Below are 15,471 nucleotides of genomic sequence, written 5' to 3'. Positions count from 1 at the left end.
TGGTTTCAGACTATCTTTACACATACTTCTGAAAAAGGAAAATGAAGGGCATAAACACCAGGGATGATATAGAATTACTCGTTCGAACCTTTTATAAACAGGTGCGACAAGACGAGTTGTTAGGTCCGGTGTTCGAACCGATGATAAAGGATTGGGAAGCTCATTTCGAACATCTCACCAATTTTTGGGAAAGTAATTTGTTCTTCCGAAAGACCTACAGTGGCGACCCCTTACAGAAACACATTGATGTGGATTCATATCACAACGGTACGATAAACGAGATGCATTTTGGGGTCTGGATCAATCTATGGTATAAGACCGTGGACGAACTATTCGAGGGCGAAGTGGCTCAAATCGCTAAAAACAGGGCGAGAAACATGGGAACCTTTATCCATTTAAAGATATTCGAGGCCAGGCAAAAGCGTAAAGCGAAATAAATTGTGGAGTTAACAAAATTTAGTAGCTAGAATGGTTGCAAATAGCTAAATTTGCACAAAAATTTGCAGATGCAAAAAAAACTGGCTTCTCTTCTCTTTTCAACCCGTTTAACTGCTATATTATTTATTGTTTTTGCTGCGGCCATGGCTGTTGGAACTTTCCTGGATGCCTCATCAGAAACTTCACCTACGCCTTACACACGGGAACTAATTTACAACGCCTGGTGGTTCGAATTGATCATGGTTATGTTTGTGATCAATTTTATTGGGAATATCTTCCGGTTCAGGTTGTATAGAAAAGAGAAATGGGCTACGCTCACACTTCATCTGTCGTTTATCCTCATTTTGGTTGGCGCTTTTGTAACTCGATACATCGGCTATGAAGGCCGAATGAGTATCAGGGAAGGAGCTACCGAGAATACATTTCTCTCTGATGAAACTTACTTAACCACCTTTATCGATGGTGACAGGGAAGTAGACGGGGTCCAGATGCGACGCAATGTTAAACCCAAAAAGCTTAGACTGTCTGATCGCCTGGATAATTATTTCGAATTGAATACCAATTATTACGATCAGGAAGTTTCTATAGTATATAAGGATTTTATTAGTAATGCTGAAGAAGGCCTTATTCCATCCAACTCTGGTTCCGAATACCTACAGATCGTTGAAGCCGGCGATGGAAGCAGGCATGAACACTGGCTAAAGAGTGGGGAAGTAGCCAATATACACAACATACTCTTCGCCCTTAATTTTCCAACAGATGGGGCCATAAATATTCAGGTGGATTCTACTGGTACCTATAAGATCTTAAGTCCGTTCGAGGGGAGCTATATGCGCATGGCCGATCAACAGCAAGGAATCGTGGTGGCAGATAGCCTACAAACCTTACAGCTGCGATCCCTCTATCAGCTTGCCGGAACGGCCTTTGTATTCCCCGAACCCATCACCAAAGGAGAAATGGGGATCGTGAAGGCGCCCAAAGGGCAAAAGACTAATACCGATGCCCTGGTTCTGGAGGTTAGCTCCAACGGCGAAAGCCAAACCATACAGTTATTGGGAGGAAAAGGATCGTATCCTAACCCCAAAAAGGTAACGGTGGGCGGATTGGACGTATTCCTGGCCTATGGCTCGAAGAAGTACGAATTACCGTTTAGCATTACGCTTAACGATTTCATAGCCGATAAATATCCCGGTACTGAAAAGGGATATTCGGCCTTTAAAAGTAAAGTGACCGTAAATCGTTCAAAGGAAGAGTTCTACGATTACGACATTTACATGAATCATGTGCTGGATGAAGGCGGCTATCGTTTCTTTCAGGCTAGTTTCGATCCTGATGAGAAAGGTACTGTGCTCTCGGTGAACAAAGACTGGTGGGGTACCTGGATCACTTATATTGGTTACTTCCTGCTTTATTTTGGATTGATGGCGATACTGTTCGATAAGAATACGCGATTTGGTAGCTTGAAAAAGATGCTTGAAAAAATAGCAGCCAAGAAGGCAGCGCTTACGGTCATGCTGGTGCTATTTACCGTGGGAGGCGCCATGGCCCAGGACAATCATCAGCATGCAAATACCAATAAACAGCAACTGGATTCTATTATAAAAGCCAATGTGGTGAGCAAAGAGCACGCCGCACGCTTCTCTAAACTGGTGATACAGGATGACGGTAGGATGAAACCTGTAAATACCTATGCCAGCGAATTGCTTCGGAAAATAAGCAGGCGCAATAGCTACGAAGGCCTTGATGCTAACCAGGTGTTCATGTCCATGACCGAGTTTCCCCGGGTTTGGCTGGAGGTTCCGCTCATCTATTTAAAACGAGGTAACGACAGCCTCAGGAAGGTCCTTGGTGTTTCTGAAGATGCATCCCGAATTGCCATGATCGATCTTTTCGATGCACAGGGAAATAACAAACTGGAACCTTACCTGGAGGAAGCTACACGCAAAGCAAACCCCAACCAGTTTGAAAAGGATTTTATAAAAACCTACGAAAGCGTGTATTTGCTTAACCAGACGTTAAGCGGTAGTGTACTAAAAATATTCCCCATCCCCAACGATGAGAATAACACCTGGGTTGCTTACCCTCAATTGAACGAGGCTAATTTCAAGGGAATGGACTCGGTTGCCACGCGAACTATATTACCCGCGTATTTCCAATCGGTCGCACAGGCCAGAAAAGACGGAGATTACAGCCAGGCGGAGGAGATCCTGGATGGCCTTGCCAAATTTCAAATGAAGTACGGCAGTGAGGTAATGCCTTCAGAAAATAAGATCGATGCCGAGATCCTGTATAATAAAGTTGATATTTTCAACAGGTTGTATACTTATTTCCTTTTAGTAGGCTTTGTGATGTACCTTTTTGTAATACTGAAAATTTTCAGCGATTCTAAAACCTACGATCTGCTAATCAGGATCTGTAAATACTTTATCTGGGCCTTCTTTGTTCTTATGATCTTTGGGCTCGCATTAAGGTGGTATATCAGCGGACACGCGCCTTGGAGTGACGCTTACGAGTCCATTATTTATGTGGCTTGGGCTACAGTTTTCTTCGGAATTGCCTTAGGACGAAAGAGCAATCTTACGCTTGCGGCAACCGCTTTTGTCGCGGCGATCATTCTCTGGGTGGCCAACCAGAACTGGCTTGATCCATCCATTGCCAATTTGCAACCCGTACTCGATAGTTACTGGCTTATGATACACGTTGCTGTAATCGTGGCAAGTTACGGGCCTTTTACCCTGGGCATGATGCAGGCAGTAACAGCACTGGTGCTTATTCTCTTAACAACCAAGAAGAACAAGGTGAGAATGGATCTTAGCCTTAAGGAGATCACTGTAATTACTGAAATGGCCCTTACTGTTGGTCTAGTGATGCTTACTATCGGTAACTTTCTTGGCGGCCAATGGGCTAACGAAAGTTGGGGAAGATATTGGGGATGGGATCCAAAAGAAACCTGGGCATTAATAAGTATTATGATCTATGCTTTTGTGATCCATATGCGACTTGTTCCCGGACTTAGAGGTCGATGGTTCTTTAATGTTATGGCGTTGTTTGCGTACGCCTCCATTATGATGACCTATTTTGGGGTGAACTTCTATCTTACTGGATTACATTCGTATGCAAGTGGAGATGCGCCGGTAACACCTACCTTCGTTTGGTATATAGTTGCCTTCGCGATCTTATTGAGTTTCGCCTCTTATTTCCGTTACAAGAAATTCTATACAAATAAAGGATAGGCCCGAAGACCTATCCTACCTCACTATTAATTGAAATTAGGCTGAGTTAGCGAGTCGATGTGCATAAGGTCTCTGGCCGTAACCTCGCTTACTTGCACCGATACTCAGATTAATTGTAGATGTAGTCCGCCTGGGCGTCTACCATTCTGTAATCTTCCTGGATATGTTCACTAATTTCCAGTTTATGATAAAGCTCTTTGGTTAGGGCTTCTATTTCGTGTTCTGTGGTTTTTAGTTTCCGGGCGATCTTGGCATTGTCCTTTCCTTCCGAAATATATTGTAATAGCTTTATTTCGAAGCCGTCCAGGTCGTAGTGCATAATAAGGTTCTCCAGGTATACCTCTTCCATCAATTGCATGGCGTTTTTGCGGTTCATGACCTCCTGTCGTTTCAGGAATATGCGCAATTCGGTTTGTCTTAATTCGTTTTCTTCCTTTATTGCTTTCATTCTATAGACGATAGCGTAGGTAAGCATTAGCATTTCGGCTATCACGGCCGCTTTTATATGCGAGGGGCGGGTCATTAAGAATTCAAGCCCTAAGTTCCGAAGTACAAAATAATCGATGGCAAAAAGTAAAGGTATACTTAAAGCGATCACATAGAATTTTGGATAATTCTTTTTACTGAACATATACACCCCACACAGGAAATATAGAGACAGGGTTCCATAAGCGATCAGGTTAGATGCAGCCGCAAAGGACGACACCCCGGCGAGTAAGCTCATCGTTGTAAGTATGGCACCGGAGCCAAAAAAGGCGATCGCGATCCATTTCAGTTTAGGGACGATCTCATCCACATTCAGATACTTAGAGGCGAACCAACTTCCAAAAAAGCAACTCGCCAGTACCAATAAGGCTTCTACGCCCGCAGGATTGGCGATTTCAGTAAAACCTAATAAAGGCATTAATCCGTCGCTTAGAAATAACAGGTTACCCACAGCAAATAGCGTTAGGGCATAAAACAGAAAAAGTTTTTCGTCGAAAAGGAAGTAGCACACCAGGTTCAACAGGATTACCATTAGGGCAAAACCGTAGAACATGCCTTCTCCAAAGGATGCATACTGGAAAGATTCTTCCTTTACAGTACTTTCTTCAGAATTTTTTGAATATTCTGAAGGATTACTACGCACATCTACAATATTTTTGTAGGAAAATTCTTCATTTAAAACATTTGGGCGATTTGTCGTCGCCATGGCCAGATCCTTCTTTGTGGAAGATTTGGCTTTGCTATTTGTAGCAGAATTTAACTCAACAGTAGATAACTTTTTGTTTTTTTCACTGTTCTTTGTTTTTGTCTTAATTACAGTAATAGCAATGGTTGCGGGAGAATTAGCAGAATATTTCATGGCACTGGCTTCAGACAAAGGAAGCACCAGAAAAGCAACTAAAAGACACAATGCAAGGGGCAGTAATTGTAGCCTCATAATAAGTAGGTTTTAATAATTTGGGTATACCAATATACATAAAAATTACATTTCACCTAATAAATCTGCATTTAATCGATGTTTTTTCATAAAAAAAACCTCCCATTAGGAAGGTTTTAACGTTTAAAAGGCTGAAAATCACTAATTTCCCACCATATCTTCGGGCTTAACCCAAGCATCAAATTCTTCTGCCGTAAGATATCCAAGGTTAATAGCCTCTTCTTTTAGGGTAGTGCCATTTCTGTGTGCTGTATTCGCTATTTCGGCTGCTTTGTAGTAACCGATCTTCGTATTAAGGGCGGTTACCAGCATTAACGAATTATTGAGAAGTTTCTTTATAGTTTCATGATTGGGTTCTATTCCCTGCGCACAATGTATGTCGAAAGAAACACAGGCATCACCTAATAATTGAGCCGAATGGAGGATATTGGCTGCCATGACAGGTTTAAAGACATTGAGTTCGTAATGTCCCTGTAGTCCTCCTACACTTATTGCCACGTCGTTACCCATCACTTGTGCACATACCATGGTAAGAGCTTCACATTGCGTTGGATTCACCTTGCCAGGCATGATAGAAGATCCTGGTTCGTTGGCCGGGATGATAATTTCTCCTATGCCGCTTCTGGGACCGCTTGCCATCATCCTGATATCATTGGCTATCTTATTGAGAGAAACCGCAAGTTGTTTCAATGCACCATGCGATTCCACAATGGCATCATGGGCTGCCAGGGCTTCGAATTTGTTCTTGGCCGAAACAAAGGGAAGACCGGTAAATTGAGCAATGTATTGTGCAACCTTTTCGGCATATCCCTTTGGCGTGTTAATACCTGTTCCCACAGCTGTACCTCCTAGGGCTAATTCGCTCAAGTGGTCCAGGGTGTTTCGTACAGCTTTTAATCCATGTTCCAGTTGAGAGGCATACCCGCTGAATTCCTGCCCTAAGGTTAGGGGAGTGGCATCCATTAGATGGGTACGGCCAATCTTAACAATGTTTTTAAACTCCTCGGCTTTTTTCTGAAGTGTGTTATGTAATTGTTCCACACCGGGGATGGTCACCTCTACGATCTTCTTATACGCAGCAATATGCATCCCTGTAGGAAATGTATCGTTAGACGATTGAGATTTATTTACATCGTCGTTAGGAGCAAGAGTCTTCTCGCCTTCACCAATTGTCTTTCCAGCCAGCTGATGTGCTCTGTTGGCAATCACTTCGTTAACATTCATGTTACTTTGAGTTCCGGAGCCGGTCTGCCATATAACGAGAGGGAACTGCTCGTCGTGTTTACCATCGAGTATCTCATCACATACCCGGGCGATCAAATCTCTTTTTTCTTCCGAAAGCACGCCCAGATCACAATTTGTGTAGGCGGCCGCCTTCTTTAAGTAAGCAAAACCGTAAACGATCTCCAGCGGCATTGAAGCCGGTGATCCTATTTTGAAGTTATTTCGGGAGCGTTCGGTTTGCGCACCCCAGAGCTTGTCTGCGGGTACTTTTACCTCACCCATGGTGTCCTTTTCTATTCTGTATTTCATGCTGCTGGTTTAACTATCACAAAAATACGAAATAGCCCTTTTTCCCTCAAGAGAATGGATGTTTATTTACTGTGAATAAATTGGTGGAAATTGCTATAAATTCTGAAAAAATCATTTTATCTTTGCCAGTATAAAATATTAGCTATCATGTTTGAATTTGATCAGTATTTAGGATTTTTAGCATTTCTCACCATATTAACCATCGGATTTTGGTTAATGATCTTTTTAATCTCCTTCATCCCTTACTGGATAGGTGGAGCTTTATATGAGAACTGGAAATTGAAACGTGAAGCAAAAAGACGAGAAGAAGAAGACCTGTAAACTCTCCGTTAAAATTAAAAAAGGAAGCCAATTGGCTTCCTTTTTTTATGCGTTGTTATTTTTATTATCCTTCAAATCCTTCGTCTTCAAAGTCACCACCTTCACGGCCATTTCTTTGTCGTTCTTTCTTCTGATTGAATCTATAGGTGAACGACAAATTAAAAGATCGTTCTCTCCACTGGAACTCAGAATCCGATGTAAAGCTGTCTGTTGAAGTAAACGAACGTCGTATTCTCGAATTGAACAAGTCGCTCACATTAAACCCTAAGGTCGCATTGTCGTTAAAGAGATCCTTGCTGAAGGCCAGGTTGATGGAGAGCATTCCTTCAGATTCGGTCTGGGCATTGTTGGTAGGGCCCCGGTAAAATGCATTGGTCTGCCAATCGATCTTAGCTGGCAGGCTAACTTTTGCACTTCCCCTTGCAAACCAGCTCGTATTATCTGCTCCGTAGTCCACTCCATTGAATTCTCCTTCTGTAGAAAACCTGAAAAAGTTAAAGCTTCCGTTAAATCGCAACCATTTGGCCGGATTGTACAAGATCCCGGCTTCAAAACCTATTCGCTCATTGGTGGATAGGTTGATCGGTATTGTTCGTATTATAGGAATACCATTTGGTGTTAATTCGCCGGTGTCCTCCTGGATACGCTCAAAAGAATCTGTTTCGTATTGATAGTAGATAGAGGAGGTTAGGGTGATCTTATCCCATCGTCTCAGGTAACCAAGATCGAAGGCGCTTGCATAAGCGGGATCAAGGCCGGGATTTCCCTGGAATACATTGGCCTCACTCGAGCGCGACGGGAACGGGTTAAGGAACCAGTGTCTCGGCCTGTTGATTCGACGGTTATAACCCAACGTAATATTTTCACGTTCTCCTAATTCGTAGATCAGATTCACGGTAGGGAACAATCCCAGATAATCCTTGTCGAAGTTTAAGTCGATACCACTAGTACTAACATCCGCAGCAGTAACTTCTCCTTTCAATTGGGTATTTTCCATCCTCAGCCCAAGTAGGAATGAGAATTTTCCAAATTTATTTCCATACTGAGTGTAAAGGGCGTGTACATTCTGTTCGAAGGCGAAGATATTGGACAAGCTGTCATTTCTTACAAAAACCCCTGAAGTATTAACTTCTTCTTCCACAGTAAAATCTGTTATGGTCTCCTCTAAGTTTCCACGATATCCGGCTTCGAATTGTGCATTTTCGCCTATGGGAAGGACATAATCAACCTGAAACAGGTATTCGGTCTGATCCTCCACGGTTGTTACGATCTCTGTTGGGAGATTCGTGAAGGTTGGCACACTAATATATTCGCCAATGATGGCGTCTTCGGTTTCATCACTGATCTCGTATTGGAAATCGGCTGTTAATTCGTGTCCGTCATCGTTAAATTTATTACGATAATTTAAAGCGATCTGGTAATTCTTATCATCCTCGGTTTCCTGTTCTTCTCGAATGGTAGTTCTTCCCAACACATTGTTTCCATCAAATTCATTGGTGATATTGGTAGTGACATCGTCATCATCTCCTATCCGGATAAACCCGGAAGCTGTGATCGAGGATTGATCGTTGATAAAGTACTCCATCCCAAGGTTGGAGTTGAAATTCCTACCCAAACGGTCGTAGTCACGACTTTCCTGTACCAGGGGAAATTCGCGAGTCGTTGAGAAATATCTATTTTCGAAGAAAGCATTTCCCGGGGATTCGCGATACCGGTAACCTGTGGTATTGAAGATATTGAATTTCTCGGTTCTCAAATTCACATTGGCATTGATACCGGAGCTTAGTGGATAACCCAGGTTAGCAATTACCGACCCGTTGAGGCCAAGGGTTTTTTCTTTCCTTAATATTATATTCAGTATCCCTGCCGTTCCCTCGGCGTCGTATCGTGCAGACGGAGAAGTGATCACCTCCACTCGCTCAATAGCCTCTGCAGGAAGCTGTCGCAAAGCATCGGTAGAACCAAATCCGGCGATGGCCGATGGCCTGCCATTAATAAGGATACGTACGTTCTCATTACCTCTTAAAGCTATATTACCTTCTACATCCACTGTAACGGAAGGTACATTATTAAGGGCATCACTCACAGTAGCACCACTAGTAGTAAGGTCTTTACCTATATTATATATCTTCTTATCGAGACGAACCTGTACTTCGGTGGTTTCGGCTCTTACAAGCACTTCATCGAGGCTTTCAGAGTCTAATTCCATATAAACAACAGGTAATTTTATATTATTATCGATTACCTGTCCCGTTAATCTGCGGGTTTTAAAAGAGATAAAATCGTATTGAATGGTGTAGGTGCCTTCCGGTACTTTCACGTCGTACTCGCCATTCACATCTGTAATACCACCAGTAACAATTTTACCGGAGGAATCGAGGAATGAAACGGATGCATATTCGAGGGGTAGATCGGAGCCTTTTTCGAGCACTTGCCCGCTAACTTTAAATTCTCTTTCTAATTCGGTTACTCGGTCTGATGGTTGAGCGTAGCTTAATATGGACGCAAGGAACAGACAGATAGTGAAGGATATTCTCATGTAGTCTTTTTGAAGAATTAGACTACGAAAATAGCTTCATGTTTAAACGGGGAATGCCAATCTTTTGTTAAAAAAAATTACAAGATTCCTAAAATATTTTCAGGGGGTCTTCCCAGTGCTGCCTTGCCGTTTTTAATAACGATCGGGCGCTCTATCAACCTTGGGTGAGCTACCATGGCCGCTACGATCTGGGCGTTTGTAAGATCTTTTCCTTTATAGTTTTCTTTCCAAATTTGTTCGTTCATTCTCACTAGGTCTATAGGCTGTAATCCCAGTTGTTTTAAAATATCGGTTAACTCCGTGGCGGTTGGAGGTGAATCCATATAAAGAACTGTTTCAAAAGTTTCCCCTTCGCGCTCTAACAATTGAACGGTTTGCCTCGACTTGCTGCATCTTGGATTGTGATAGATCTTTGTCATTATTCTTTTTTAGGCGTTTTTCGTTTTTTGGTCCAGAAATCGATCTCTACATCGATCTTGTTGCTTATAAAATTTTCTATTGCGGTATGCTTAAAATCATTGCCCACTCCATAATCGGTTCTATCGATAGACAGCCGTGAGGAGATGCCAATTGTATTGTCGCCATCTACGCCGGTAATCACAAAGGGAAGCTGTATTTCTTTGGTCACCCCGTGCATGCTAAATTCTCCTATGGCTATATAGCCTTGCTCAGTCTTTTCTATTCGTTTACTTCTAAAGCTGATCTCCGGATATACTTCGGTATTGAAAAAATCTGCACTTCGCAAATGCTCATCCCTACCGCTAATTCCTGTGTCTATGCTTTCCACTTTTATAGTGGCAGTTAGTGTAGACTTAGTGAAGTCTTCATCCACATAATCGAGATCGATAGTGTATTCATTAAATTTTCCTGTGATCCTTGTGATTCCATTAGAGATAGGAACAGAGAATAGCAGGGTAGAATGATTGGTTTCGGCGGTAAGTTTCCTGATCTCTACCGGGTTGCCTATAAATGATAATAATGTAACCGATATGGCTAATAGTAGAACCAGATGACGGTATTTCGATTTATGTTCGTATGTTTTCATGTTTAACTCTTTAATTGATTCAATTCTCTGGAATAGTCGTACTGAAGGTCTTCATGAAGTCCCTTGATCTTCGATTTCACCAACTGGAGCTGCCTGTCGAAAATATTCATTAAACTCCTGTTGTTGTCAATTTTGGGTCGCATCTCACGTAGTTGGGTGCAGAAGAAAAGAAGTAGCTCAACTTCCGATTCCTTTACAGAAGAATAGCGTATGAATTTTTTAGTTTCCCTCAATATCTTCCGGACACTTTTCTTTATGTAATAGTAGCTCGATGTATTGATATCATTAAACATTTCGGAAATATACTCCTTTACATGTTCCAGGTACGCAGCCTCATCATCCTTTTCAAAAAGGAGATAGGTGAGTAGTTCTTTATTTTCCTTTTTAAAACGTGCCAGGCGCAGACAGAGTTCTTCCAATTCGTCACTCGAACGGTATCTTAGTTCTTTCCTAATTTGAGCGACAGTTGCTGCTTTCATCTCCTTAGTAATGTTTGTTCAGGATGGTCTGGGTTTCTTCCAGCGATTTAAATACATCGAAGGTCTTTCCCTGCGTACGTTGCGCACCCATCGCATTGCCAAATTGCGCCGCCTTTATTGGATCGTCCGGAGCAAGAAGTAAACTAAACGCAATACCTCCGGCAAAAGAATCGCCACAGCCAGTGGTATCAACCACATGTTTCACGGGTATCGATGGGACAAGTTGTTGTTTTAAAGTGCCGTTTTCGAGGGTGTATACCATAACACCCCTGGAGTCTAATGTAACGAACAGCGATTTAAGTCCGTGCTTTAAGCAGTGTTCGGCGAAGAACGGGAGTTGATCCATGGCGATCTCATCATTATTCTTCAACTCGGCCAGGGTATATTCATTCTGAAACCAGCTGCAATTAGCCTCCTCGAGATTCATCTTTAAAACATCGATGTATGGAAGCCAAAGGTCGCGGTCCACCCAGAATTTTGTAACCCTAACTCCTTTGGTAGTAAGAGCTGTAGTAGGCCCGTGAGCATCGAACACTATACTGGCACTACTGTTTTCTTTAATATACTGAAGCGTTTCAAGAGGCACTTCAAAGTCGGTTACCGGGACACATACAAAAACCTCGCAGTCCAGCAGATCCTTCACGTCTTCGGGCATTATAGGCTTCATAAATGCGGTTTGCGTTTCAAGCCTGTTGTTTTGATCGGTAAATTTCAACTGAATTACATCACCCATATCCGCTTCAGAAGAAATAAAGGAAGTGTCTATATTTTTATAGCTACTGAATAGATCTTCAATACCTTTAGCGTCACTTTTTCTAATATGAGTAACGGGAAATACTCTGTCTTCCGGTCCGAGTAGATTAGACAAGGCGATCGCAGTATGTGTAACGCATCCATATTTCTGAATCTCCTCGTTATTATGTGTGATGATGTAGTCCCGGGGGATAGGTCCAAGGACGGCGACTTTCCGTTTTTTCATAGTTTGAAGTTACTAATAAATCTTAAAATTTAAGTCCTAGTTCGCTTAACGATGCCTGGAGTCTTTCTGCATTTGTGAAATGGATTCCGGTAATACCAACTTCTTCACATCCTTTTACGTTTTTTATACTGTCATCGATAAATACAGCTTGTGCAGGGTTGATACCATATCGGTGAAGCATAAGTTCGTAGATCTCGCGGTGTGGTTTACGCATACCTTCATTTCCGCTAACCAAAATTCCTTCAAACCATTGTAGCCAATCAAATTTTTCCAATGCCTTCGGAAACGTTTCTCCACTCCAGTTTGTGAGTGCCAGGACCCGATAGTTGTCGTTATTCACCAGGGATTCCAGGATGTGAAGTGTGTCTTCATGAGTATATCCCAGCATTTCTTCCCAACGTCCATAGTACATACGTATTAAATCTTCGTATTCGGGGAACATCGCAACTCGCTCTTCCGTTGCTTTCGCCAGCGGATAACCGGCGTCCTGGTTTACGTTCCACTCCCACGCGCAGATCTCGTTGAGAAACCAGTTCATTTTTTCCCGGTTTCCCCGAAATTCCTTCAGAAATACATATTCGGGATTCCAGTCTATGAGGACTCCACCAAGATCGAAGATCACAGTGTTAATATCTGAAGGAGTTTTATCCATGCGTTAATTTTATAATGAGTTGTTTATGTTGGGGGAATAAAGTAAGTAATTCTTCGCGTTCCGGCATGATAAAATCTTCAAAACTAAAACCGGGAGCCACCGTACAGCCCATCAACGAATAACTATTAGGCTGGGATACTTCAGAAGCAAACCAATATCCACCCGGCACCGTAAACTGAGGAACCTCATCCCTGTTTAAATTATTGCCAATAAGTAGTTCTGTGTATTCACCTTGTGGTGAAATAATGTGCAACCGCATGGCCGCACCATCATAAAAGTGCCAGGTCTCATCCTGGGTGATCTTGTGAAAGGCCGAGAAATTTTGGGAAGTTATCAGATAGTAAATTGCAGTAGCATAATTTCTATCACCCATGTATTTTTCGCTTAAGGCGTCCATGGGGATACTCCCTTCACTGCGATAGGTTTCCCTGTAATAGCCTCCCTCCGGATGAGGTATTAAGTCGAGTTTTGATATAATATCCGTTATCTCATTCATAGGTTTATTCTAGTTCGGGAACAAGGTTTTATCCAGTCCCGGAACGAGACGAAGCGCATTTTTATAATACACCTTTTTTAGGACTTCATCCGGCAGGTCCATGCCGTACATGGCCCAGAAAGCATGATACTTCTTGTGATAGGGGAAATACTCGTCGTCACTTTCCAAAACCCTGAAATAAGTAGGGAATTCATCAGGCTGCCAACTGTCTTTTCCAAACAATATCCGGTCCTGGTATTTTATAAAAAATGCTCTGGCGGTTCGGGGTTGGCGGCCTAACTCGGCTATTATAGCGCCTATACCTACATACATATTAGGCATTTCATCCAGTAGTTCACCCAGTTTCCCAAGGTTATTGGCATACCAGCCCATGTGGGCGTTGATAAACGATGTATTAGGATGTTTTTTAAACATATTATGTTGTTCGGCGATCAATTGTTCCCAGGGTGCGGGATCTGTGGCAGAGCGTTTTCTACGCGGACGCAATTTTAGTTCCAGCCATCTCTCATTATCCCCATCAAATTCATCCCAAAAAGGTTTGGGGTCTGCCGTGTGAATTAGTACCGGGATACCTAACTCCCCACACTTGGCCCAGATAGGATCTAATCTGGGGTCGTCTACTGCTACACGTTTTCCGTCCTTATCTTTGTATCGAAGTCCGAGACTCTTATAGATCTTCAATCCACGCGCCCCGTTCTTTACGTCCTCTTCCAATTGTGCTACTGTATTCTCGATCCATCCGGGTGTACCCACTCCATCGAAATCTATATTTGCGAACACCACAAATCTATTGGGGTAATTATCGGCAATATTTTTTACAGATTTTTTCAGGTCTTCCCCGGAGCGTCCGCTTAAATTTACCATGATCCCCATATTTAGTGTGTCCATTGCAGCCACAACCGGAGCAAGGTCCTGTTCGGGCATTCTGTATTGATGGCCGTGTACATCGATAAAAGGGAATTTGGCTTTTAGAACGGGCTCACCGGGAACGACCAGGGTAGAGGTTGGGTTGTACTCTTCGAAAGTAAGATCCTGAGCGTAACTAATGGTAGTGAGCACCAGGCCGACAAAGAGGGGAAGTCTGGTTATTTTCATAAGGTTGATTTTAACGACTTTAAATGTAGGATGTTGATCTTATTCTGAAAAAATATTAGGAAGGGTTTAACGAATTATAGTTCCTCCGACTTCTCTCCCTGTCCGGACATCATGAGATAGGCCTTCAGAAAAGCGTCCAGATCACCGTCCAAGACAGCATCTACATTGCCCGTCTCATGCTGGGTGCGAACATCTTTTATCAGTTTGTAGGGATGAAGCACATAATTCCTTATTTGAGAACCCCACTCAATTGCCATTTTACCCGCCTCAATCTCGTCGCGCTGTGCCTGTTGTTTTCGAAGTTCGATCTCGTACAATTGAGACTTCAGCATTTGCATTGCCTTTTCTCTGTTCTCGAGTTGAGAGCGTGTTTCCGAATTATGGATCACTATACCACTGGGATGGTGGGTAAGAATGGCCTTGGTCTCCACCTTGTTCACATTTTGTCCTCCGGCGCCGCTACTTCGGGCAAAGTCCCAGGAAATATCTGCCGGGTTGATATCGATCTCGATCGAGTCGTCGGCCAGGGGGTAAACATACACACTGGCAAAGCTGGTATGGCGTTTTGCGTTACTGTCGAAGGGAGAGATACGCACCAGACGGTGCACCCCATTCTCACTTTTCAACCATCCGAAGGCGTAATCACCATCGATCTCAAGACTTACCGTTTTTACTCCGGCAACATCACCTGCCTGAAAATTGAGTTCTTTCACCTTATAACCGTGTTTTTCTGCCCACATGAGATACATGCGCATAAGCATTTGTGCCCAATCGCAGCTTTCGGTACCTCCTGCGCCAGCCGTGATCTGCAGGACAGCCGAGAGATCGTCACCTTCGGAGCTTAGCATATTTTTAAACTCCAGGGCTTCTATGGCGTCGAGTGCCAATTCGTACCGATTTTCAACATTGGCCGCTTCGCCTTCACCTTCCTTAAAGAATTCGAATATGATCTCGGCATCGTCTGTAAGAGACACGGCCTTCTCGTAGTCCTCCACCCATTTCTTCTTATTTCGAAGCTGCTTCATGAAGGCTTCTGCTTCTCGTGGGTTGTTCCAGAAGTTTGGATCGAAGGTTTTTTCCTCGTCGTTCGTGATTTCTATTTGCTTGCCGGCAACGTCAAAGATACCTCCTCAACGCATCCAGGCGATTTCTAAGATCGGTAAGTTGATCGGATGTTATCATAATTGTGAATTTATCAACAAAAATAGGATTATTGTCTTCATGCGGAAATTAATTCT

Annotated in this window: 14 protein-coding genes; 3 read left to right on the top strand and 11 right to left on the bottom strand. The window is 42.9% G+C overall.

Annotated elements, in window-relative coordinates; genetic code table 11:
- The first annotated feature begins 41 nt into the window (after positions 1–41).
- Together C5O00_RS13600 and C5O00_RS13595 are read left to right on the top strand one after the other, a co-directional pair.
- Entirely contained in the window at positions 42–437 is a 396-nt protein-coding gene (locus C5O00_RS13600) for a group III truncated hemoglobin (RefSeq protein ID WP_105217374.1), read from the top strand.
- Positions 438–506: 69 nt separating this feature from the next.
- Complete coding sequence (locus C5O00_RS13595; RefSeq protein WP_105217373.1) at positions 507–3,671, top strand: cytochrome c biogenesis protein CcsA; 3,165 nt, start codon at positions 507–509, stop codon at positions 3,669–3,671.
- 109 nt (positions 3,672–3,780) lie between these two features.
- Here the strand turns inward: C5O00_RS13595 and C5O00_RS13590 are convergent, their stop codons facing one another.
- Together C5O00_RS13590 and fumC are read right to left on the bottom strand one after the other, a co-directional pair.
- Complete coding sequence (locus tag C5O00_RS13590; RefSeq protein WP_105217372.1) at positions 3,781–5,094, bottom strand: 7TM diverse intracellular signaling domain-containing protein; 1,314 nt, start codon at positions 5,092–5,094, stop codon at positions 3,781–3,783.
- 141 nt (positions 5,095–5,235) lie between these two features.
- On the bottom strand, positions 5,236–6,627 hold the full coding sequence (fumC, locus tag C5O00_RS13585) for a class II fumarate hydratase (protein ID WP_105217371.1): 1,392 nt from the start codon (positions 6,625–6,627) through the stop codon (positions 5,236–5,238).
- 147 nt (positions 6,628–6,774) lie between these two features.
- Here fumC and C5O00_RS14575 point away from each other — a divergent pair, with 147 nt between their 5' ends.
- Positions 6,775–6,948 carry a hypothetical protein gene (locus C5O00_RS14575; protein WP_168175941.1) on the top strand — a complete coding sequence of 58 codons (174 nt, stop codon included), beginning with the start codon at positions 6,775–6,777 and terminating at the stop codon, positions 6,946–6,948.
- 64 nt (positions 6,949–7,012) lie between these two features.
- Here the strand turns inward: C5O00_RS14575 and C5O00_RS13580 are convergent, their stop codons facing one another.
- The 9 genes from C5O00_RS13580 to prfB all read right to left on the bottom strand — a co-directional run bounded on the left by C5O00_RS13580 (position 7,013) and on the right by prfB (position 15,415).
- Complete coding sequence (locus C5O00_RS13580; protein WP_105217370.1) at positions 7,013–9,487, bottom strand: TonB-dependent receptor; 2,475 nt, start codon at positions 9,485–9,487, stop codon at positions 7,013–7,015.
- A gap of 77 nt (positions 9,488–9,564) precedes the next feature.
- The gene (arsC, locus tag C5O00_RS13575) at positions 9,565–9,906 is read right to left on the bottom strand and encodes an arsenate reductase (glutaredoxin) (RefSeq protein ID WP_105217369.1); all 342 of its coding nucleotides are present in this window, start codon (positions 9,904–9,906) and stop codon (positions 9,565–9,567) included.
- Positions 9,906–10,532, bottom strand: coding sequence for a YceI family protein (locus C5O00_RS13570; protein WP_105217368.1), 627 nt, complete (start codon positions 10,530–10,532; stop codon positions 9,906–9,908). The genes arsC and C5O00_RS13570 overlap by 1 nt, the downstream gene beginning before the upstream one ends.
- A gap of 2 nt (positions 10,533–10,534) precedes the next feature.
- A complete protein-coding gene (locus C5O00_RS13565) occupies positions 10,535–11,011 on the bottom strand; it encodes a hypothetical protein (protein WP_105217367.1) in 477 nt (158 codons plus the stop codon).
- 4 nt (positions 11,012–11,015) lie between these two features.
- On the bottom strand, positions 11,016–11,990 hold the full coding sequence (locus C5O00_RS13560; protein WP_105217366.1) for a carbohydrate kinase family protein: 975 nt from the start codon (positions 11,988–11,990) through the stop codon (positions 11,016–11,018).
- Between the two features lie 22 nt (positions 11,991–12,012).
- Positions 12,013–12,642, bottom strand: coding sequence for an HAD family hydrolase (locus C5O00_RS13555; RefSeq protein ID WP_105217365.1), 630 nt, complete (start codon positions 12,640–12,642; stop codon positions 12,013–12,015).
- Positions 12,635–13,138, bottom strand: a complete 504-nt coding sequence (locus tag C5O00_RS13550) for a cupin domain-containing protein (RefSeq protein ID WP_105217364.1) — start codon at positions 13,136–13,138, stop codon at positions 12,635–12,637. Before C5O00_RS13550 ends, C5O00_RS13555 begins: the two co-directional genes overlap by 8 nt.
- Before the next feature lie 9 nt (positions 13,139–13,147).
- The gene (locus tag C5O00_RS13545; RefSeq protein ID WP_105217363.1) at positions 13,148–14,233 is read right to left on the bottom strand and encodes an amidohydrolase family protein; all 1,086 of its coding nucleotides are present in this window, start codon (positions 14,231–14,233) and stop codon (positions 13,148–13,150) included.
- A gap of 74 nt (positions 14,234–14,307) precedes the next feature.
- Positions 14,308–15,415 (bottom strand): peptide chain release factor 2 gene (gene prfB / locus C5O00_RS13540; protein ID WP_158676872.1). Its coding sequence is split into 2 segments (ribosomal slippage): positions 14,308–15,351 and positions 15,353–15,415, totalling 1,107 coding nucleotides; the frame shifts between segments, so codons are not numbered across the junction.
- Between the last annotated feature and the right edge of the window lie 56 nt (positions 15,416–15,471).

Origin of the sequence: Pukyongia salina, assembly GCF_002966125.1 — a bacterium.
GTDB lineage: Bacteria > Bacteroidota > Bacteroidia > Flavobacteriales > Flavobacteriaceae > Pukyongia > Pukyongia salina.
This window is presented reverse-complemented; position numbering and strand designations above follow the sequence as displayed.

Bases quoted from the DNA above. Each gene is read 5' to 3' on its own strand.
- C5O00_RS13580 (WP_105217370.1), bottom strand. From the start codon at position 9,487: ATGAGAATATCCTTCACTATCTGTCTGTTCCTTGCGTCCATATTAAGC.
- C5O00_RS13600 (WP_105217374.1), top strand. From the start codon at position 42: ATGAAGGGCATAAACACCAGGGATGATATAGAATTACTCGTTCGAACC.
- C5O00_RS13560 (WP_105217366.1), bottom strand. From the start codon at position 11,990: ATGAAAAAACGGAAAGTCGCCGTCCTTGGACCTATCCCCCGGGACTAC.
- C5O00_RS13595 (WP_105217373.1), top strand. From the start codon at position 507: ATGCAAAAAAAACTGGCTTCTCTTCTCTTTTCAACCCGTTTAACTGCT.
- C5O00_RS13550 (WP_105217364.1), bottom strand. From the start codon at position 13,138: ATGAATGAGATAACGGATATTATATCAAAACTCGACTTAATACCTCAT.
- C5O00_RS13590 (WP_105217372.1), bottom strand. From the start codon at position 5,094: ATGAGGCTACAATTACTGCCCCTTGCATTGTGTCTTTTAGTTGCTTTT.
- C5O00_RS13570 (WP_105217368.1), bottom strand. From the start codon at position 10,532: ATGAAAACATACGAACATAAATCGAAATACCGTCATCTGGTTCTACTA.
- fumC (WP_105217371.1), bottom strand. From the start codon at position 6,627: ATGAAATACAGAATAGAAAAGGACACCATGGGTGAGGTAAAAGTACCC.
- C5O00_RS13565 (WP_105217367.1), bottom strand. From the start codon at position 11,011: ATGAAAGCAGCAACTGTCGCTCAAATTAGGAAAGAACTAAGATACCGT.
- C5O00_RS13555 (WP_105217365.1), bottom strand. From the start codon at position 12,642: ATGGATAAAACTCCTTCAGATATTAACACTGTGATCTTCGATCTTGGT.
- C5O00_RS13545 (WP_105217363.1), bottom strand. From the start codon at position 14,233: ATGAAAATAACCAGACTTCCCCTCTTTGTCGGCCTGGTGCTCACTACC.
- arsC (WP_105217369.1), bottom strand. From the start codon at position 9,906: ATGACAAAGATCTATCACAATCCAAGATGCAGCAAGTCGAGGCAAACC.
- C5O00_RS14575 (WP_168175941.1), top strand. From the start codon at position 6,775: ATGTTTGAATTTGATCAGTATTTAGGATTTTTAGCATTTCTCACCATA.